This window comes from Paenibacillus sp. GCM10012306, from assembly GCF_042649265.1.
Lineage (GTDB): Bacteria > Bacillota > Bacilli > Paenibacillales > Paenibacillaceae > Paenibacillus_AQ.
In genome coordinates this window covers 153,148-175,215 of record NZ_JBHRYW010000012.1, presented here as the reverse complement: position 1 = coordinate 175,215, position 22,068 = coordinate 153,148, and the positions used below count along the sequence as shown (strand labels likewise).

Sequence of the window (22,068 nt, the reverse complement as noted above, 5' to 3'; positions counted from 1 at the left end):
GCTGGTTAACTGAGTGGTGGGCCTCTGTGTTGGTGAACTAGTCGGGTGCTGATGAGTAGGTACGCTAGTGGACTGAAAAGCTGGTGGGTTGCTGAACTAGTGAGCTAGTCGACTGGGTGCTGCTGCTGCTGCTGCGTAGGTACGCTAGTGGACAGAAAAAGCTGGTGGGTTGTTGAACTAGTGAGCTAGTCAACTGGGTGCTAGTGCTGAGCTAGTAAGCTGGACAACAGTGTACAAAACTCAGCTACTAAAGGCAAAATTGCACCTTATTTTTCGCAATATTTCCATTATGGGGTGATTAAGTGCATTTTTGTCCCTTAATTCCCCAGAAAAGGCCTTTCGGTGGTTCAGCACCTAGGGTATGAAAATCCGTTTGCAAAAGAGGACCTCAAGCTCCACAATAACGTGGGAGCTGAGGTCCTTCCTTATAGGACAATATGCTTCATCTTCGTACGTCCATGCTTAATCACTATACGCACATAGTTAATCCTTATTTACTCAAAGCAATCCCTATAAGCCCATAATCAATCCTTATACGGATCAAACTCGTCCGCTCCTGCCATACACACTCCGATCGGTTTTAAGACATGCATAACCTCAATCGTCTCCGCGTGAGCGTCCAGTACTTCCTGGAGCTTCCGGTATACAAACGGGCTTTCGTCCGTCCCGGCTCCGCGCAGCTCCACATTAAATGCCTGCACCGCGTCCAGCATTTGCGCCTTCGAGATTACTCCGCCGCTGCGGGTTCGGGTCTTCCAGTTCATTTTGCCTGCGGCCTGTGTCCGGCTCATGATCCGTCCGGCTCCGTGAACCGTGCTGTAATAAGCGTCCCGATTCTCTGCGGTATCCTTACCTTTAACGATTACCGAAATGTCTCCCATGCTCCCGCCGATAAAACCCATCTGTCCCGGTGCAGACGGTGTAGCACCTTTGCGGACCACCACTGTCTCCTTCCCGTCATGAGTTTCCTTCCAGGCATAGTTATGATGGTTGTGTACTTCAAAGTCGGCCTCCGTCCCCAAGATGGACAGCACTTTGCGCATTACATAATCCCGTCCTGCGTACGCATAACGCCCTGCCAGCTTCATGGCACGGTAGTACATATCCCCTAGCTCACTGTTCAAATCCAGCAGGAGTGGCGGCTGATCCATTTTTTCACCCGGCGCGTTGGCTAAGAATCCACGTCCTGCTGCCAGATTGATAAAACCGCTTGCCGTCTTATGCCCGAAGCCCCGGCTGCCAAAATGATTACCGATCCACAGCCGCCCTGTCGCCGTTTCCTCAAAGAGATCCACATAATGATTCCCTGAACCAACCGTTCCGAGTTGATCACGGGCCAACGTTTTCAGCTTATCGTGCTCTGCCTTTCCTATAGTTCGGTATACATCCCAGTCCGGATCGTCGAACAACTCATGATCCAATCTCTCGTTATTGATACGACCCACGCCAAAAGAAATCTGGCGAGCGATATCATTCATGATTCCGGCCAGCCCAGGTTTTACATCAGCTGCGTACAGCTGCGTCCGCACCGCTTTATTCCCACATCCAATATCATAGCCCACACCGGAGGGCGAGATTTGCCCGTCATAGACAACAACACCGCCAATAGGCTGACTGTACCCTTTATGATGATCCGCCATAAGCAGCGTCTGAACTACGTTCCCCGTCTTGGAACAGGTTCTCGCCTGAGCAAGTGCTCCCTCGTCAGGCTTTCCCCAAACACGTACACCGTCAATATTCTGATATGTCATCTTACACCCACTCCTGTAACTTTACTAATGTTCTAAACAATTCATCGAGCCGTCCATCCTGACCGCCTTCAGCAGCCTCTATTCCGGATACGACCTGCTCGTAGTAGCTGATTCGTTCCTCCAAAAACTCATTAATGGGTTGAATTCTCGGACCGTAATCCATCTCGTCTCCTGCTCTTTTACGGACCAGCAAATCATCGACGGCCGCTCTAAGCAAGCCCTCCTCCGGCAGCAGGGTCTCCATTAATATTAGAAATTCAATAGGTGGTATCGTATGGAATCGCTCGATCCATTCGCAGGCCAGCACTGGACGAAGCACATAAAAATACTTCTTTATTTTCACATGATCGCCCTGCAGGTAATCGCGATAGTTCCCCTTAGCCATATGCAGATAGTGGTGCATGCACGATTTGGGGGAGAACATGAATGAAGAAATGTCACGGATTTGCCGGACGACGATTTCATCCTCCATATAGACAATCGGAGATTGCAGCCACTCTAGCAGCGGCGGATTGGATTTACGGAATAGATTCAAGGCCTTCTTCAAATCCCAACCGTTGATGTCCAACATATTGCTGATCGGTCGTTCAATGACATCCCGTTTTTCAAAAATAGACAGATACCAATCCAGCGGCCGGATATATAGAAATCTTACGTCATAATCACTGTCCTTGGAAGGAAATCCCCAGGCCCGGCTACCTGATTCGCAGGCATACAGAATGCGGACGTTCTCTTCCCTTTCGATCTTTTTCAGCTCTTCTATAATGATCGTTTTAACTTCGCTCATAAGGCTCTCCTCCTGCTCAGCTCCATTACTACGCATATTTTCGCTTATTTCCGGAAGTTCGAACATGGCAAAAGTATTACGATCAGAGCACAGTTTGCCATTTCACCCCTACCCTTGCCCTGTTACAATGAAAGGAAGACTTTCATGAAACGGGGAATTCAGGTGGCCAAGGAAAGCTTTGATAAAGAAATCCAATTCCTGCGAATGCTTGCGCTCACGAGCGGCGCGTTCAACAGACAGCAATTCGCTGACCGGCTGGGTATTTCCGTGCATACCTTTGACAAGACCCTCCGCCGGCTCAAGGATATCGTGAGCGCTACCTATCAGCACCTCCCGGAGGAACAGGGTAAAGAATTCGCTGAGACTCTAAAGTACAGCTACTATGATTCTACTGACCCCATGCTGTTATTTCTCTTCCGGGCCAAGTCGGTAAAAGAAACCGAAAGCCAGCGCCTTTCTCTCCTGCTGGGTGCCATGAATACAGAGGCACTGACAGCGATGGAGCTTCTGGATATGTGCTGTGGCAGCCTGCCCGCAGGTGTTCCCCAGCCCGATGAGAAGACGATCCGTTCGGATCTGAAGTACCTGGAAGAGGTGGGCGTCATCCGCAAAGAAGGGACCACCCGTCCTTTCCGCTACCGTGTACATAACGATTTGGTGCAGCAGTTAACCCAAGAAGAGCTTATCGACTTGTATGATTTTGTGGATGTCATGGCGAACACTCAGGTTCCTTCTGTACAAGGCTATCTGCTGCGTGACGGATTGAAAAGGCATCTCTTGCGCAATCAGACCGAACAACCAGCCATCGAAGCTTTTTTATATAAGTATCATTATTATTCACGCATCTTGGATGAAGCCCATTTGTTCACTCTTTTGAATGCCATTCGCCAGCGCCATAGCGTCACCTTTCTCTACTTCTCTCCAAAGTCCGAGAAAAGCTACGGCTCCAAAAACACCAATCCATTGTTCGAGCGCGAAACCGAAGGTTCCTCGATAAAGACACTGCCGCTGAAGGTCGTCTATGACCATCAGTACGGACGGTGGTATCTGCTCGCGAGCGGCCGGGAAGGCCTTCGCAAGTACCGCATGGAAGGGATCACGCGGATGGAGACCGAGGATCAGCCTGTAAATGAGGAAGCCTTCCAGACCAAACGTAACAAGCTTGACGAGAAAATGAAGACTAGCTGGCTGATCGATACTGGACTGCCGGTCACGGTGCGGGCGAGGTTCTATAGTCCCGGAGTTTCCGAACCGAATTTCGTTAGGGAGCGGGTGCTGCTGCAAGGACAGTGGGGACAGATCGTGGACGAAGACCCGTATTCTTTTATCTACGAAATCACCGTGAATGGGACGACCGAGATCAAGCCTTGGCTGCGGAGCTTCGGGTCCAGCTGTGAAGTGCTTGAACCCGTGAGGCTGCGCCGCGAAATGATCGCTGAATGGAAGGAGATATTGGCCTACTATGAACCTGTTCGAGAAAATTTTTAACTATCAGATCATCTCCCGTATGGACGACAACGGCACCTTCATGATCACTTCCCACGAAAGAGCCTGGCTGAAGACCATGCTTGAACACCCCGCAGCCATGGAAGCATTCACTGCCGGGACGCTGGAGAAGCTGGTCTCCCTGCTGGAGTCTGATCCTCTGATGGATACTGCCGACCACTTGGTGCAAAAAGCCCGCAGCAGGGAAAAGCAGGTGTATCACCCGCTCCTCCGCACCTTACACCGCCACATCATGGCTAAAGAAGCGGTCCAACTGACGTACGGAACCAAACGCGGCAATGTTCAAGAGGGGCACGCGGGGGTACCTTACAAACTGGAGTACTCCATGGTCAAACGGGAGTGGTATTTGCTCTGGTACCAACTGCGGCGGCGCTCGCTCATGAGCACCAAGCTGAGCAAGATCGTCAGCGTCTCACACCATCCTATAGCTGTCTCCAAATATGAGAGCATTCTTCATGAGATCAGCCTGAGGCGCGATGCACGTAAATTTGAGGTTGTTATTGAAATCGTCCCTGACTATAACCGGGAGCTGTCCCGCATTTTATATGCTTTCTCCAGCTTTGAAAAGGACGTTGCGTACGATGCGGATACTGACGCCTACAGTGTCAGCATCATTCTAACCGGGAACGACAGTGATTATCTGCTCTCCAAGCTTCGTTTTCTCGGCAAGCGGGTCCGGGTCGTGAAGGGCAATTACCTTAAGAAGCGGATGCAGGAATCGGCGATCAAAGCGCTGAAGCTCTACGGCGAGCTGCCGTCGGAAGAGGAATTATCGTCGTAATGACACCTGATTGTTGCGGCTGGAGGGAGCAGAATTAGTCTCTGCTCCCTCCAGCCACTTTATTTTCGATCATTCAATCGGCTAATCAATGAATCATACAGATGAATCAATTCCTGGGACGGGCGAATGCCCAGCTCCCGGGTGAGCAGCCGGACATAATCGGTGTAAAGGGCGTTCAGCCCTTTTTTATCCCCGGTCATCTGCCGGATCGTCATGAGCTCTCCAACCACGTCTTCGTCCAGCGGATTACGCTCGTTCAGCTTAAGCAGCAGCTTCGACGCAGCAGCGGTATCTCCCGCCGTAATTAGCACCCTGGCAAGCTGTTTTACAAACGCTGTATACATTTCCGCATACCGCTCTGTCTCATGGATGGCCCATACATAGGCTTTGTCACCGAACAAATCCCCTGTATACATCCGTTCAATATTCAGCGCCTGTTCAATATTTTCCGTATCAATAAAGTACAAACTTTTTACTTCTTGTTCAAATTCCACGTAGTCGATCTGCGAATCCTTCAATTCGAGTGCGTAACCATCATTCTCCGAACGGACACACTCTCGTATGCCTAGCGGTTCCAGTGATTTACGTAATTGATAGACAGTGGTATTCAGGTAGCTCTCGGCATTCGTCTGGTGCATCCCGCCAAAAATATCCTTCACCAGCCTGGAACGCGGAATTCGCTTGCCCTGGTACAGCAGTAGATAAGCGAATAGTTCCGCGCACTTCCGTGAGGTCCATTTGACCCGTCCAGCCTCATTGCTCACGGAGACGTCCCCCAGCGCCGTAAGGATATTCCTGCGGGCAACAGCAGCAGATGCAGCAGGAGTGGGCTGCGCCGGGGATTGAATGCTCCGTTGGTTGGCCAGCACGCGATTTACCGTCCGTTCCAGTCTCTCCTGGGAGACTGGCTTCACCAAATAATCGACCACAGACAATTCGTAAGCCTCCAGGGCAAATTCCTTGTGCGACGTCACAAATACCACTTGTACAGGAGAAGCTGCGGCTTCCATCCTGGCGGCAAATTTCATTCCACTCTCGCCCGGCATGGAAAGGTCTACAAAAGCCAGCTCAACATCGGTATTGTCCTGTAGAAAAGAAGTCGCAGCACGTGTGTCTGTAAAAGCGCCTGCGACCTGAACGCCAGGCAATTTGACCAGCATTTTTCGCAAAATCAAATGCATAGTAGGCTCATCGTCTACCAAAATAACTTTCATAGGCTTCCTCCTCCATATCACTATTATCGAATCTCTCCGGCACACCCTGCGAGCCTGACAAGGAGAATGAGAAGGTCGTTCCGCTGCCAGATTCGCTCTCGAACCAAAGGCTTCCGCCATGAATGCGGACAAATTCACGGGTGAGCGCCAGTCCAAATCTCGCATCTCCCGAATCATCTCCGGTAGCCATCGCCTTCAGGAAAGGCTCCTCCAGCCGGAGCAGTTCCGAGGTCTCTTCATCGATTCCGGCTCCGTTGTCGGTGACAGAGATGATGATCCGCTCACCCTCCAGCACAGCTCTGATATCAATCTTACCGCCGACCCCCGTAAACTTGATTGCGTTGGACAGCAAATTCCGCAAAATGAGATCCAACATCTCTTTATCTGCCCTCACCACCAGCTTCTCACTAATATCCTCTGTCAGCTCAATCTGCTTCATAGCGGCCTTTGGGCCAGCCAGCAGCAAGGCCTGCCGTACGACCTGCTGCAGATTCCAGCCTAATGGACGAAAGGCCACCTTGCCTTTTTGACTGCGATACCAATCCAGTAAATTATCAACCAGATGAAAGGTGCTCTGGACTTGGCCCTTAAGCTCACGCACCAACTCGGCATTCTCGAAATCGGCAGCCGTCAATTCATCATCCAGCAGCTCAGTCAGACTGACGAGAAGAGCAATCGGATCACGGATATCATGCGCCATGATCGTGAATAGCTTGTCCTTAAACGCATTAAGCTCAGATAACTGCCGGGCATTCTCGCGCAGCCGGGCCTCACTTTCCTTGATCTCCGTAATATCATTGAACATCAGAATCCGGCCAATCAGAATCCGGCCCGAATCGTAGATGAGCGACACGCTGCAGTTATAGTACATGTTGCGGTTGTCTTGAAATCGCTGAAAAGGGAACCGCTCTTCCCCCTCCCCTGCCGCCCGAATACGTTCAAGCAGTTCAGGGCTATTCCCCAACACTTTCTCCATCTCGACCGGATAATGCTTCGTCGATCCCAGCTCCGGGAGTACTTCTATCGCAGCACTGTTGTAACTGACAATTCGATCATCATAATCCAGCAGTACTACCCCGTCCCTGATCGTCTCGAACACCTTGGCGAGGGCAAGCGGCGTTAATCGCAGTAAATTGAACCGCAGGATACCCCACACGAATGCCACACCTGAAATAGCAAACCCGAAGGGTGTCAGGTCAACATTCGTGCCATACCAAAAGAACGTATTAAGCAGAAATGGGGCCACAGCGCCAAGCAGCAGAACAACAATCTGCTTCCGTACCATCGGCAAAGCCTTCCAGTACATGGGGATAAACAGCGAAATACCGCATAGTACAACGGAATAATTATAAACAGTATGCACCTTATACCAGGTTCCCTTGACCGTAGTGTAGAGGGGGATGGAAGACTCTGTATTCAGAATATAACGCTCATACACCAGGTGATGCCAATCATTGGTGAGATGAAGGATGAAGACTGTCATGGGGATAGCGAACAGGATCAGTGCAAGTACTTTGCGATAACGAAATCCCGTCCCTGTAAATTGGAGAGCTAGAAAGAACCAGAGCGTCGAAATGAACGGAATACCTAAATATTCGATTTGAAGCGACAGCTTCACTTGCTCCAAAGTTCGGCTCAACACCTCAAATCCGTACCCCAGCGAATAGAACGCCGCCGACAGCATAATCAGAATCATCGTTTTGGCAACAGGCAGATGGCGTTTCTGGTAAGACAGGAAAGAGACGAACAGCATAAGTCCTGTTGCGAAAAAAAGTGTGACCGACATCCATAATCTTGTGTCCACAGCTGCGTCTCCCTTATATCAAATAATTGCAATCTACACATAGAACAGGAGCATTATCCTCCCCGTTTGTTCCATTATAAACGCAAGGAGAAGAGCCGCGTAATCCCTCTTTTATTTTCAAAAGACCGACCCGTAACCGGATCGGCCTCCCTGAAAACTTTTGCGACAAACGTTATTTACTCAGTTCATATACGATTTTGGTAACCTTGGAGATCAGCGTGTAATATCTGCTGAAATCGGCGATATACGCACCTCCGGCTTTTTTGAGCATAGCCAGAATAATCATCGCACCGATCACCCCACGATAGGCATCCCATACAGTATCCGTAGCATCCAGCACATTGAATCCGGATAAGAACAACACTTTCAGCGCGATCTCCGGTTCATATACACCGTCATTTTTTAGCTGGTCCGTGATTTTGGAAAGACTGATGTTGGCATGGCGCAAAGCTGAAGCAGTAACGATCAGTGCGATCTCATTGTTGTTCAGCAGCTTGCGTTCTGCGGAGTTCAGCCCATCGTAATAAGCCTGTCTCTCACGGGTCGAGACTTCTTTGATAATCTGGAACGTATACTTCAAGTTGTTACCATTCGCTATCTGAAGCGCCGTCACCAAATCGGTTAGTGTAATCAGATTCGATTCCAGCATAGCTTTAGCAATTTCCTTGAGCGTCCAGCCCGCAATTTCCTGAAGATACATCGGAACCCAGCCCGGACGGCAGCCTGCGGCAAGCAGCGCAGCTGCTACCTCCTTGATGGTCTTGAATCCGCCATCGTATAGAGATTTGGCAATGGTAAAGTAGCCCATATTCAGGTACTTGGAGAGCAGCTTTGCCAAATCGACTGCCGACATACCCGTTGCCTTCAGGATAGCAATGGTATTGTCATTCCCAACACTTCTGTATCTGATATATTCAGTAGGCGTATAGCCGTTGCGGATTAGCCAGTGAAGCTGATCATCCGACGAGCGGTTACTCAGGAAGCTTAAGGCTTCCACTGCCGTCAATCCCAGCTGTCTCAGAATCGCAGCAATATCATCGCCTCGTTGGCCTACCGCCTCTAGGCCGCCCATGACAGCCTGGGTGCCATATCCTTGTTCACGCATGGCGAGTGCAATATCCGTCATGGCAGCATTAGGCAATCCTGCTTTTACAATGTTAATGACCTTGTATGGCAGCAAATTCCACTTTCTTAGGTACTGCACAATGGCCGCCGGGGTATCCACACCAAGCTGAACCAATTGCTTACCTTGTTCTTCCTCAGTACCTGCATTCTTGCGGGAATCGTTGTAATAATTGTACCGCATCTTCAGCACGCTGGCGTTGTCATAGCCCAGCGCCAACAGTGTATTGACCAAGTAGCTCGATGGGGCTGGCTCCAGCAGTCCCCGGATATCCAGCTCTGCGGCAACGTCGTTCGCGTTAGCTCCCCGCTCCTTCATCCGTTTCAGATAAGCGAATAAAGGATCACTTCCGAACACCTCACGGACGGCTGCACGGAGACGTTCTGCTGACATCACTGTCGTAGACACTGCATCCGTTACCCCCAGCTCATCCAGATTGAAGAGCACCTTCAAAGCCAGCACGATATCCGTATCCTTGAACTTGCCCCGCATAAAGCTGGCGACACTGCCCGGAGACGAGGTGCTGCCTGCCGGAAGGATCTTCGCCAGATAACCGACATTGGCATCATTATAGTAAACCTTGAATACGGCAAGCCCCAGTTCCGGACCTTTGTAGGATGGAGCAAGCATTTCTGTCGCCTGATCAGCCCCCATGTTGTAAGCATCCTTCAAATATTGAAGGATATCCTGAACCGGAGCGTTCTGCTTGATCAAGAAAGCTGTGGCACCTTCGGCCGTCGTGATCCCGTAGAGATCAAGCACATCCTGCAGTGTACCTGACGATGTGTTAACTGCGTCATAGACCTGCTCTACCGCCGATTGGATCGCCGTTGCCGAATACAGACCCAGTGCCGTCAGAATAGCCTTTGTCTCTGATCTCGTCTTGCTGTAACTCTTCTTCAGCATCTCGGCAACATACGTCAACCGATAACCGCCATTGCTCAGTTGAAGAGCGGCAGTATCCACACTCGTGAACAGCCCTGCCGTCTTAAAAGTATTCATTAAGCCTGCATCAAACGTTGAGCCATAGACGGTATTTAGACTGTTCAGAATTGCCGTCGCTGAGAACGTTCCATTTGCAATGAGCAATCCGGCCGTTTCCACGGAGGATTTTCCGTAGTGGTTCTTGAACATGTCTGCAATCTCAATCAGGGAAAAGCCAGCTTCCCACAGATAAGTGACCACGGCCTTCTCCTCCGTAATCTCAGCTTCCTGCAGCACCTTTTGCGGTGAACGGCCTACAGCTTCCTGTGAATCCTCCCCGTAGACATGAAGAACCGTCCATTCTATAACATTCCCATCTTCAAAATGAAGAGCCTTCAGTGCTTCTATCGTAGCCTTGGACGTGTTGCCGTAATAATTTTTGGACACTTCGATTACATCCTGCAGAGTGTAACCCATGGTACGCAGGTAAGGTGCAGCCTCAGCAATCGAGGGAATACCGCTCGCTTTCAGCAGCTGATCCAGACTTTGCTGAACCGGCTTGCCGTATTCCTGCGCAACTGTAGATAGGATGTCTGCTGCTAGATAATGCTGTGTTTGCATTAACGTATACGTCGTTTCGCCAGCCATTAACTTATAGTAGGTTTTGGCTGCCAGGACGAGATCGGTCAACGTGAATCCGGCTTGCTGCAATTTCGGCAGGGCATCGGAGAATACGGTGATTCCCAGTGAACTCAGTGACTCCAGCTTCGTCTGCTCCAGTGACTGATTGTATATCTTGGCTACAGCCCCCTCAATTTCAGGCCGATCATACGAACCCTCTGCCATCAATGCAGCGATGGTCTCTCCAGACGTCAGGTTATAATGCTCCTTGCCCACACGGACAATGCCCTCCAGGTCATAGCGCATCTTCTGCAAGAATGGCACCGCAGCGTCAAGTGTGTTCATACCGCCTGCCTTCAGCGAATCCGCGATGTTAGACTGCTGTGTGCTTCCATAAATATCGGATACACCCGCCACTACATCCGATTGACGGTACAGATTAGAATTCAGATGAGCCTGCAAGGCTCCGCCTGCCGATAGACCATACGCCTTAGCCAGCTTGATACTGGTAGCCAGACTGAAATGGGTCTGGAATACGAAGGAGATGGCTTCTGCAAAAGAAGTAACTCCCTGCTCTTGAAGCAGACTATAAAGGGCCGTCTCCACAGGCAGATTATAGGCAGTAGCAATCGCTGTGATCAGCGCATTCTTGTCGCCTACCGGCTTTTTCAGAAAACCTGCCGCCGTTTGGCCCGCGGTTAGTCCGAATTTCTCTTTGACCACGACGGAGATTTCTTTGATGCCAAAGCCTGCGTTGCGCAAATAATCTATCGCTTCGTCGGCATTGCTGATGCCTTGCGTCTGCAAGGTCTCAAATACTGTCGTCTCTAGGGTCTGACCATAGACACTGGCCATACCTGTCAGGATCATATTCTGGCTGTTGGGATAAGCTGCGACGAGTAGTTGCGTCGCTTTTCCAGCCTCCAGTCCGTAATAGTCCTTCAAAGCGCGGGCAATATCCCCCAGCTTGTATCCGCCTTTTTGCAAGAAACTGATTCCTTCAGCAGGCGATTCAATCGCGGAAGCTTTGAGAATCTGTGCAATGGTAACCTGCTGCTGTCCATACAGCTTTTGCAGCAAAGCAATCGTCGCTTGCAGGTTGTTGCGGTTAGAGGAATGAACAATCAGCCCTTTCATGACCTCCTCTTGGCTAAAGCCGCCCTGGACAAGTGCGGGACCCACCATCTCGGAATCCCAATACGTGCGATAGCGTGCGGCCAGAGTGTTAATCACGGATGTTGCCGTTGCCCCTTGCGACCGGAGTGTCTGAATCCATAACGTGATCGGATCACTCCCGTATGCCCAGGCCAACGCCCAGCCGATGATCTCCTGGTCTTCTTGTGTATGCTGAAGCAGCACCGACATAGCTGCGCTGGAATCCAGACCATAAGCCTCACGCAATACAAGCGCTCTGTCCTTCAGAGGATAGGGAGCCAGCCGCTCCACAACCTGCTCCATTGGCAGTCCCGTGCTCTTCAGATAAGCGGTGACGTCGCTTGCAGCAATACCATAACTGCTGAAAGCCATAATCCACTCACTCCAACCCTTGCTGTCGAAGGCAGCTGCCACTTCTTCGAAGGCGTACCCCGCATTCTTCAAGGCCGATAGCAGATACGGCATCCCTTTAGCTCTAATTCCTTGCGTGGAGTAGAAATTAATCGTGCCTTCAATGATAAGGTCCAGGGTGTACAGCTTGGACATACTCATGGCTACAGTGATATCGGGCAGCGTAGCTTTGGAGAACAAATACTGAACGTCCTTGACTACAGTAACAACGGAGCATGCACAGCCAAATCTGGCGAACGCGCTAGTCCGCTCCAGCTCCACCCATTGTTCCAGGGTTACACCCATCTGACTGATTAGAGCTTTGCCGATCGCGTACTTGTCCCACATTTGTACGTTACTCATCGCTGTGGCGACAGTTTCCGCATCCAGCTTGACCTGTAAATCCCCGGCGAAGACCGACCGGATGGCCGCCAAGACATCGGCTGCCTCATAACGGCTTGTATAATCATTGAAGAAAAGCTTCATGGCATCGTCCAGGGTGAACGCTTCTCCTGCCTGGATCAGGGCATCATGAACGCTTTGCAGTGATTTGGTCGCTGTCTGCCCGGCAAGCCGGAGCTGCCGGAACACTTCATAACGATTGCCCGAATACACATGTCTGAGATAATAATCAGTCAGACTAACGTGATCGTAGCCCGCCACGAGCAAATACTTCATCGTTGCATTCCGTGCATCTGGATATACAATTCCCAGCGCAGTCCCGATGTCAGCGCCGAACTCTTCCCGCAGCAGAGCTGCTCTTGCCGAGAGATTATATCCGCTAGCAGCGAATTGAGCCATTACGTCGTTCAGGCTTACACCTGCGGCTACCCACAGATCGTTGACGATACCTGCAATTTCTTTCACACTATAATTCTTGCGTCCCAGTGCGCTGATTATGACCCCGGCCCCGTCACCAGTCGATTTAACTGCCTCCGCTACCGTTCTAGGTGCAATTTTCGCATTCAGCAGCGCAACTGCGCCCTCTGGCTGCGGATATTTTTTTCTAAGCATCGAATACAGATACGGCACGGAGAAGCCTGCGCCCAGGAAGGCCTGAACCGCTTCTTCTGCACTTGCAAAATTGTAGAATTCCGCAATCGCACCCGCGACCTCATGATCGGGATATCCACTTTGGGACAGCCATGTGGCCGCCGTAATCGCATCCGCACCATACAGGTCTTTAATAAGAGAAGCCGTATCTCTTGCCGTCTGCTGACCTTCTTGAAGGGCCTGCACCGTATCAAATGAGCTTAACCCGTAGGCCGCTTGAACGGCACCAGCGATCTCCTTCTTGTCATAACGGGCGAATTGCAGCAATGCAGTAGTCCCGCCGCTTGTCTCACTATAATGCGTCCGAAGAATACTTGCGGTTTGCGCTGCCGGCACCTTGTAATACTTCAGGTAGCCGGTCAGATCCTTGCTGGAATAACCAAATTTCCGCAGCGCAGGGCCAAGTGTATCTGTTGTATAGCCCGCTGCAATTAACTCTCCAATGAGTTCGGAACCAAAGGCGCTATTGGATCTTCTTATCGAATCATAGGCTTCGAATATGGTTATGGCGTCAGCATCCAGCTTATAGAGAATCGGAGCAAGATCACTGCGACTCAGCATATATTCCGCAACAAGCGTTTTGTAAATATTCGCCGTCTTAAAGCCCCCGTTACTAAGCAGCTGTGCAGTCTCCAGCGCGGTCTTGCCGTATTGCTCATGCAGTACCCTCGCCGGATAGGCCGCATCATTCTTATACGCATAGCTGGTAACCAAGCCTTGAATGGTCGCTACATTCGTCACCGGCATGTCGTTAAACGTCGGCAGATACGTCTGATTGACCGCTTTTACTCTATTCACGCCGGTATATGCGACCCAGGCGGTTGAAGTAGAGCCTATTCCACGGCCCGAAGCATTCCAGGTTAAAATAATCTGCGTCTTGTCATTCCCAAGCGCAGCATTCACCATGCTTTGCCACTGCCCGTCAATCTTCACGGAGAAGGAGGAACTGGCAATGACGCTTTCCAGCAGCTTATCAAAGGTAAGGATAACCTGAGTACCGCTTTCGTTAGACACGGCATTGAGCAGTTGTGGCGGTGAGCTGATGTTGTTCACCACTAGCTCATTTTCAAATTCATAACCAGCTTTGCTAAGCTTGAGCCTGAATTCTTTATTGTAGGCCAGGTTGGCCTTCACCTGATAGGTTTGACCGTAATCTGCCGTACTTGCCGAGCTAATCGTAACCTTAGTCCCGGCGTCGAGCAGAGTTAGGCCAAGCTCCGGTACCGGAATATTCAAGCTAAGGGTAAAACCATTCTCGTTGACGCCGATCAACTTGGCTGTCACCTGATAGGCAACGTAGACGCTGACCGCTGACCCGAAGTCGTAGCCTTGTTTCTTCAAGCGCAGGGAGTACGTGTTGCCTTCCGCAAGTGCTGCTTGAATGGTATAGGTTCCTGCCGCTTCGCCGGCAGCGACACCTGTTACAGCTACGGGATCACCCCCTGCGGACAGGATTTCAACATCCGCTGCCTGGAGATCAAGTTTTCCCTGACCCAGCAATAATGTGATTCCGCTTGCGGCCGATTTCGTCACTTTAGCACTAACCGCAACCGGCACAACAACTTCAACCGGACCTTTCGCCGGGTGCGCTGGATCGTTAATGGACAGGATGTAAGTCTGTCCAACCACTAGCGGCACGCGTACGGTATACGTCCTGCCTGCCTTCGCGGTGTTTTGGTTCGGATCATAGAACCTGCTGCTATCCAGCTTGATCAACTGGTGATCCGCCCCGGTCAAATACACCTTCGTGTAACTCAGATTCGGAACCGCCACGCTAAGATTCAGATTGAATCCCGCGGTCGTAATATCCGAAGCGGACAAGACCGGCATTTCCCTAACATCCAGTTGAACCGGCGGACCAAAATCATAGCCTTGCGCAGTAACGGACAACGTGTACACCGTTCCTTCTGTCAGCTTGGCTACTGCCTCATAGGTCAAGCCTCCGTCCGTGGTTACCAGAGAATCAATGATCACAGACTCTCCTGCGCTGTCCTTCAACATCACATTGCTTGTCTTCAGATCAGGAACGGCCGTCTGCAGACTTAACACGAACCCGTTCCCGGACAGCGTCGTCACCGATTTCGTAACACGTTTCAGCACGGTGAACGGCAATCCTATTCCGAAATCATAGCCGTTCTTCGTCATCTTCACGCTGTATGTGCCGCCATATTGCAAGGCCGCACGAACGGTATAGGTCAAGCCGCCATCCATCGTTGTCGCAGTAGTGACAGTAACGGCCTGCCCCTCAGCATCTGCCAATCGGAAATTCCCGCTGTTCAGACCGGGAACCGCCCGGTTGAGCCTGACCGTCAGTCCCTCACTATGGATATTCTCGGTCGTCAGTTCGATCGGTACCGGCATCGTCAAGACAAGCGGAGCGTCCAGTGTATAACCGCCCGCTGCCAGCTTCACCGAATAGCTGTCTCCTGCCATCAGCGCCGCAGACAAGGTGTAACCTGATCCACCGTTCAACGCTTTGACGGATGTAAGCGGCACGGTCTGACCACCGGCATTCTGAAGGATGAAGCTGCTGGCCTGGAGGCCTCCGACAGCAGGGGTGAGCAGAATCGTAAATTCTTTGTCCCCGATGTCTCCAACCTCGCCCTTGATGACACTCGGAAGCGCAGCAGAAACCGCATCACCAAAATCATAACCATTCTTGGCTAGCGCAATCGTATACGTCTTGCCCCCGATGAAGGAGGACTTGATCCGGTAAGTTGCACCGCCATCCTCCGTGACTACGGACGTGGCAGCCAAGGCTTGCCCGGTGCTATCCTTTAGCGTGAAGTCGCTTGCGGTCAAGCCCGGCACTACCGGATTCAGACCGATGTCGATATACGAGGCTCCCGTGTTCAGCACGGTGGAGCTTACGATCACCGGCACCTCAACGACGACCGGCTTGCCGAAGTCGTAACCGTCCTTGACCGGAAGAACCGTATATTGCGCCGCGCCGCGGAAGTCATACTCCACTTTATACGTGTTGCCCCCGTCCTCTGTAGATACCTTCGAAGCAGTGGCAACTTGAATACCATCCCGCTGCAGCTTGAATTCGCTTGGCAGCATATCCGGCACCGCATGATCGAACCGGAGCATAAAGGCATGGTTGTTCCCTCTCTCCATTCCCTCAAACGTGGCCGCGACTGGCTGCACCAGTAATGGAATGCTGGCTCCGAAATCATATTCCGGCTTGTTCAGTCCCAGTGAATAGTGCACGCCTGCCTTGAGAGTCGCCTCAATCTCATAAGTCAGCCCGGCATTGCGGCTGACGATCGAATCGATAGCGACTTCCCGGCCCTGTTCGTCAACTAGAACAACTTCGGGTCCTCCCAGACTGAGCGCTGATGACATATGCAGCTTGAAGCCCTTCACAGATAGCCCATCAACGGTGGCAGTGCGGGAGTTCAGCTTAATCTTGTCCAGCTTGCCGAAGGCATACGGGGCTTTATCTGCTATGGTCACTTGATAAGTCTTACCACCGGAGAGCGGTACACTGACAATGTAGTAGTCAACAGATGCACTCACAGGCTGGAGGGATTGCACCGCCACCGTATTTCCTGCCTCGTCGGTGACTGTAATGTCAGACGCACTGAGATTCGGCACGAACGGGACCAAGGCCAATTTGAAGCCCTTCGTGGAAGCAGCATGGATGATGCCATCGACCCACAGCTTGAACCCGATAGACAGCGGTGCTCCGAATACATAACCGGGATAGACCGTCTGGAGCGTATATAGCTCTGCCGGATTAAATTCGCCTTCGAGGCTGTAGAATCCGCTGCCGGGATTGCTTACTCTGATAGCAACCTTTCTTCCTTTGCTATCAAACAGCGAGAAATGATCTGTGGTCAGACCTGACAGACTTGGAGTGACAGACACAATGATTTTATTCACTGCTGTGCTCACAAGACTGACCTTGGCTGTGACCGGAACATCAAAGGCTACAGGAGCATCCAGTTTGAATTCGTCTCTTGCCAAATCGAGGGTGTAACCTTTACCTGGCAAGACAGTATCCAGCGCAGCCAGATAGCTAAAGCCTTGATCCGTAGTCTTCAAAGAAGACAATACCTGGATCACATTCCCCTGCGGATCATGCAAAATGACCTGCTGCGGCGTCAAGCCAGGGACGCTGGAGCTGAACTGAAGCTTGAAGCCGGAGGCTGTCACGCTGCTAATGGTTGCCTTGACTTTTTTGACAATCGTAAATGGCACCGGGTCATTGATTTGGTACAGTAGATCCGACTTGTACTGAACGGTATAATGCCTGCCGCTCTCCAGCGTGCCCTGAAGCAGGTAGGTAGCTCCTGCGTCGTCTGTAGCTGCCGAAGTCAGCGTTAGAGTCTCACCGGCGTCGTTTTTCACGATAAAATGTTTCTTGTCCAGCCCTGGAATAGGTGTATCCAGCCTAAGCTTCAATCCCGAAACATTCGCCTCGCTAACGGTAAGTACCGGCGGAGTGATAAACGTCACCGGGTTCATCGAGAATTCATCCTTGTTCAACTTGATCTGATAGGCTCTACCCGGTTGAATCCGGCTCGGCACATAGAGCTGATAGGTCGCGCCGCCGTCAGCCGATTCGAACAGGTTAGGATAATAAACAGTGCCGGCTTCATCCGTGATCGACAAGCCCAAGTAATTCTCGATCTCCGGGAAAGCTGGTGTGAACTTCAAGGTCAGATGTCCGTCACTCGTTACGTCTGCCACACTGGCCGAGATAAATCGGTTGACGTGGAACGTGACGGGAGAATCAAAGACGATAAAATTCTTGTGCAGCGTCATCGTATAGTCCGCGTTGTTAGCGAGAGCTACACGCACATGATAGGATGCACCGTTATCGACTGTCGATAGCGTCAGTCCGCTAACCTTGTTATTCTGCGCGTCTTGAATGCTGATATGGGACGGAAGCAGGCCGGGCACAGGGCTCTCAAATGAGAGATCAAAGCCCGCATTCGTGATATTGGATACCTTCGTTGCCCCCGCGTGAATCGTATCCGCTACCTGAAAATCAACCCCGGCTTCCGGCAAATGGCCGGTCAGCTTCAGATTATATTTTCCACCCGGCAAACTGGCTGCCAACTGATAATTGCTGCCTTGGTCCTCTGTCAATACAGACTGGATAGCAACAGGGTTACCCGTAACCGCATTGACAAGAACAAAGTTGCTCGCGCTCAGACCATCCAGCGCATAATTCAGCTTCACGTTAACTCCGCTATTAGCAATCTGGTTCACCGAGACTGTCGCAAGCACGGGAACCTTGACTGTGAAAATATTGCTGTCCATCTCCGCATCCACCATCAATTGATAGATTCCCGGCTGCAAATTAGCTGAGATCCAGTAGCTGGAGCCTTCATCTTCCGTCACGACCGATTGAATAGCGACTGGCGTGCCGTCCGGCTTCGTCAGCTTAAATCCAAACTCCTTATTGATCACAACAGGAGGAACCAGTACTAATCTAAACCCTGTATAAGAAGGCTCAATAATCTTATTCTGGGCAAATACCCAAATCGTTTTCGGAGCCCCGAAGTCATATCCGTTTACTTTTACCGAGACGGTATAGCTCTGCCCCCCTGATCCGGCAAAAGTAACAATGTACATCCGTTGACCGCTGTCCCACGCCACATTGGTAATGGCTACTTCATTGCCTGCGGCATCCTTCGCAAAGAAATTATCCTTGGTCAGGCCTGGCACAGCCGGGTTAAGACCCGCCATGAACTGAGTCGGCTGCCGTCCGGCGTTCCAGACGTTCAGGGTAGCACTGACTAGTGTCGCCGGATCACCGAAGCTGTACCCCGCAGCGGTAACTGCAAGTACAAAAGGGCCACCCGAGTTGAGCCGTGACGTTTGCAGCAAATAGCTTCTGCCCTGATCGTCGCTCGTAACGGAATCCAGGACAATGGGATTGCCGCTTCCATCCTTCAGCTTAAAAGCAGCCGCGGTTAAGCTCGGCACCGGCAAGGCAAAATGAACTTTAAGTCCGGTATAGATGCCGGGAAAACCCTCATAGGTCGTATGCTTATTGATCTCCACTATTGCAGGCACACTGACCGTTCCTTCGAAGTACCGCGCATCTTCTGTATCCAGGCGGTAGCGATAAATCCCTTCTGCAGACAGATCTCCCGATACAACCGCTGACTTGCCGTCAGCACTGAACTGAACACCGTCAACCTGAATAGACCGACCATTGTTATCCTCCAGCTTGAGGTCTCCAGCAGCAAGACCGGAAATGGCGTTCTGGAACACAATTTCAAAGCCGCTATGCGTGACCCAGCCGATCGAAGACGGCAATTTCTCTGCCTCTACTTTCAGGACAACAGGCTCGTTAAAGGCGTATCCTTCCTTGTCCAGTGAGAGGGTATACGTGTCGGCCTTATCCAGCGTGAACCACACCTCGTATTCCTTGCCTACAACCACCACGCTGAGCATATCTATGCTTACACTCTCTTTGCGCCCGTTCTTCAAAACGAAGTTCAATGCATCCAATTCCGGCAACGTCTTGTCCATCGTCAGGAGAAAACCATAGGGTCTGACGTTCCTCGCCAAAGGTGTTACCGTCGTCGTCTCCTCGCCAGGCACGGCAAACGCCAACGCCGCTCCGAAGCTGTAGCCGCTCTTCTCGATGAAAAGTCCGTAGGTTTCTCCCTTCGTCAATGCTGTATCCATCGTATAGGAATTGCCGTCGTCTGCACTTGCCGCTCCGTGGATTGCAACGGGTTGATTAGCCTTATTCAAAAGGATAAAGCTCGAGGCGTCCAATCCAGCCACCGCTGGGCTGAACGATACTTTAAAGCCATCTTCACTGATTCCGTACACATCAGCAGTTACAGAAATCGTGCCTGGATCTGTGACGGGCACAAAAATCGTTACCGCTGGTCCAAAGCCATAACCTGGCTTCGTAACCATCAATGAATACGTGACGCCCCCTTCCAGGGAGGCAGTGACGTCATAAGAGGTACCTTCGCTATTCGATGTGGCTTCCCCAATCGTAACTCTCTCGCCGTTACCAGTACGTATGAGTGAGAAATTCGAGGTCTGCAAGCCGGTCACCGGTTTGTCGAACAATACCCTAAAGCCAGCAGTACTAATGTTCTGTACCGTCTTCGTGACAGCAATATCTTGTGGCGGTGTGACCGGTACACTGAAGGTTACGGGAGCCCCGAAGTCGTACCCTGGCTTAGTCAGTGCAACGGAATAAATCTCGCCCTCATTTAAGTTAGCTGTTACCCGGTAGGAGCTTCCTCCGGTTAACGAGCCCACGAACCCGACTTCCAGGGCACGGCCCTTAGAATCTTTAAGCGAGAAATCCGCAGCCGTAAGATTCGTGATGGGAGTGCTGAAATTCAGCCGGAAGCCTGTTGTGGCCGGAACAGTCACCGTTACTTCCACCATTGTATTGGATGGCGGAGTTGGGGTTGGCGAAGTTGGGGTCGGCGGAGTTGTTCCTCCGCCGCCGCCACCACTTCCACCCCCGCCACCGTTACCACCCGCAGCGGCACTCGGCGAAAGTGTAGGGGAGGATTTTCCGCGCTCCGTTGTTTCCACACTGCCCGGCTTAGTCTCGAAGGTAACATTCGGCGCATCCACCAGCGCTTTGAGAATCTCTCCCTCACCTTTAACACTGGCTGTGCCGTGGAATTCGATACTGTCTACCTTTACGCCTTTGTTCAACATAATCGTTGAGGATTGCACACCCTCGTTAACGATGATGCGACTAGTCGTTCCTGAGTCGATGCTCAGCTTCACATTGCTCTTGACCTCAACCAAAGTGAAATTACCGGATAATGTAACCTCCCCGGTGGCAGAAATCGTAATACCCTCTATACCGCCGCTGGATGGCCCCACGTTCGACTCGACACTGGCATCCGACTGAACATCCATCTGTGAGATGACTGTCGTTCCTCCGATGACAACCCGAATCCGGCCATCCACCCTGTTAACCACAACGGTCTGGAGCTGAGAATCATCAATATGTATACTATGTTCTCCGCCGCCGTTGATCGAGGTCTTCCCCAGCACGGTCACATGATCAAGGTAGACATCGCCTTCCCCGACTTTTTGGCCGATCACCAGGTTTCCTTTCACCACCAAATTACGCAATGTAGTGTCCGGCGCGTTGACGGTAAGGTCCCCGGCGACTGTAAATGTGCCTGTCGCCGGCCCATAAGTGCCTCCTGATTCCACCGTCTTGGCCGCCGGAATGACACCCCCATCGGCACTGGTCGCCGATGGTTTCATCACGCGGTCCAGCAGCACTACAGCTTCGGCCCGCGTAAGCGGCTTGCCCGGACCAACCGTTTGGTCCGGGAAGCCCTTGATGTAGCCCGCCGCCAGCAAGGCTGCCAGCGGATCGCGGCCATAGGCAGGCACACTGCCTTTGTCCTTGAACGCCTCCAGCGGGTTCTCTCCCTCCTTGAGGAGGAGAGGAACAAGCTTCGCGACCATCACCGCGGCTTCCACGCGGGACAGTGATTTATCCGGCTGGAAGCTCCCGTCAGGGAACCCCTTCAAATAAGCCAGCCTGCACAGCTGCGCTGACCTGGGATGCAAACCAGGCATCGGCTGGCACGTCTTTGAAGGTCACATCGCTTGTCCCTTTATAAGCGAACAACCGATTCACCAGCGTAACGAATTCTACACGCGTGATGATTCCATTCGGACGAAAGGTGCCATCCTCAAAACCTTTGATGAGTCCTTTATCCACCCATTCACTGAGCGGCTGCTGCGCCCAATGGCCCGCGATATCCGCAGGGATTGAAGCCGCGTTTCCCGCCGCCTCAGCTTTGCTGCCGAGGCCAATCACAGGCTCCAGCGTCCCCGTGAGCATACTCACAATCAAAAGCCAATTGAACACAATGATCTTCCATTTTCTCGCAAAATGCTGTCCCAAAATGATTTCCCCCTTCATAAAACGATCCTTACCCTACTGCATGTATTGGGCTTTCCCGGTTATCTTGTTCATAGACGGAAT

The 22,068-nt window shown here is 51.5% G+C and carries 8 protein-coding genes; 2 read left to right on the top strand and 6 right to left on the bottom strand.

The features are described 5' to 3' along the window. Positions 1 to 524: 524 nt before the first annotated feature. Complete coding sequence (locus ACFORK_RS23110) at positions 525 to 1,751, bottom strand: RtcB family protein (RefSeq protein WP_379203463.1); 1,227 nt, start codon at positions 1,749 to 1,751, stop codon at positions 525 to 527. A 1-nt stretch (position 1,752) separates the two neighbouring features. Then, a complete protein-coding gene (locus ACFORK_RS23105; RefSeq protein ID WP_379203461.1) occupies positions 1,753 to 2,538 on the bottom strand; it encodes a nucleotidyltransferase domain-containing protein in 786 nt (261 codons plus the stop codon). Positions 2,539 to 2,700: 162 nt separating this feature from the next. Between ACFORK_RS23105 and ACFORK_RS23100 the strand changes: the two genes are divergently transcribed. Next, positions 2,701 to 4,026, top strand: a complete 1,326-nt coding sequence (locus tag ACFORK_RS23100; protein ID WP_379203553.1) for a helix-turn-helix transcriptional regulator — start codon at positions 2,701 to 2,703, stop codon at positions 4,024 to 4,026. Continuing rightward, a complete protein-coding gene (locus ACFORK_RS23095) occupies positions 4,001 to 4,825 on the top strand; it encodes a WYL domain-containing protein (protein WP_379203459.1) in 825 nt (274 codons plus the stop codon). The genes ACFORK_RS23100 and ACFORK_RS23095 overlap by 26 nt, the downstream gene beginning before the upstream one ends. 59 nt (positions 4,826 to 4,884) lie before the next feature. Here ACFORK_RS23095 and ACFORK_RS23090 read toward each other — a convergent pair whose 3' ends face one another. The 4 genes from ACFORK_RS23090 to ACFORK_RS23075 all read right to left on the bottom strand — a co-directional run bounded on the left by ACFORK_RS23090 (position 4,885) and on the right by ACFORK_RS23075 (position 21,987). After that, the gene (locus ACFORK_RS23090; protein WP_379203457.1) at positions 4,885 to 6,039 is read right to left on the bottom strand and encodes a response regulator; all 1,155 of its coding nucleotides are present in this window, start codon (positions 6,037 to 6,039) and stop codon (positions 4,885 to 4,887) included. Beyond that, positions 6,014 to 7,843 carry a sensor histidine kinase gene (locus ACFORK_RS23085; RefSeq protein WP_379203455.1) on the bottom strand — a complete coding sequence of 610 codons (1,830 nt, stop codon included), beginning with the start codon at positions 7,841 to 7,843 and terminating at the stop codon, positions 6,014 to 6,016. Before ACFORK_RS23085 ends, ACFORK_RS23090 begins: the two co-directional genes overlap by 26 nt. A gap of 172 nt (positions 7,844 to 8,015) precedes the next feature. Continuing rightward, positions 8,016 to 21,608, bottom strand: coding sequence for an S-layer homology domain-containing protein (locus ACFORK_RS23080; protein ID WP_379203453.1), 13,593 nt, complete (start codon positions 21,606 to 21,608; stop codon positions 8,016 to 8,018). Beyond that, positions 21,592 to 21,987 carry an S-layer homology domain-containing protein gene (locus tag ACFORK_RS23075; protein ID WP_379203451.1) on the bottom strand — a complete coding sequence of 132 codons (396 nt, stop codon included), beginning with the start codon at positions 21,985 to 21,987 and terminating at the stop codon, positions 21,592 to 21,594. Before ACFORK_RS23075 ends, ACFORK_RS23080 begins: the two co-directional genes overlap by 17 nt. Positions 21,988 to 22,068: the final 81 nt, after the last annotated feature.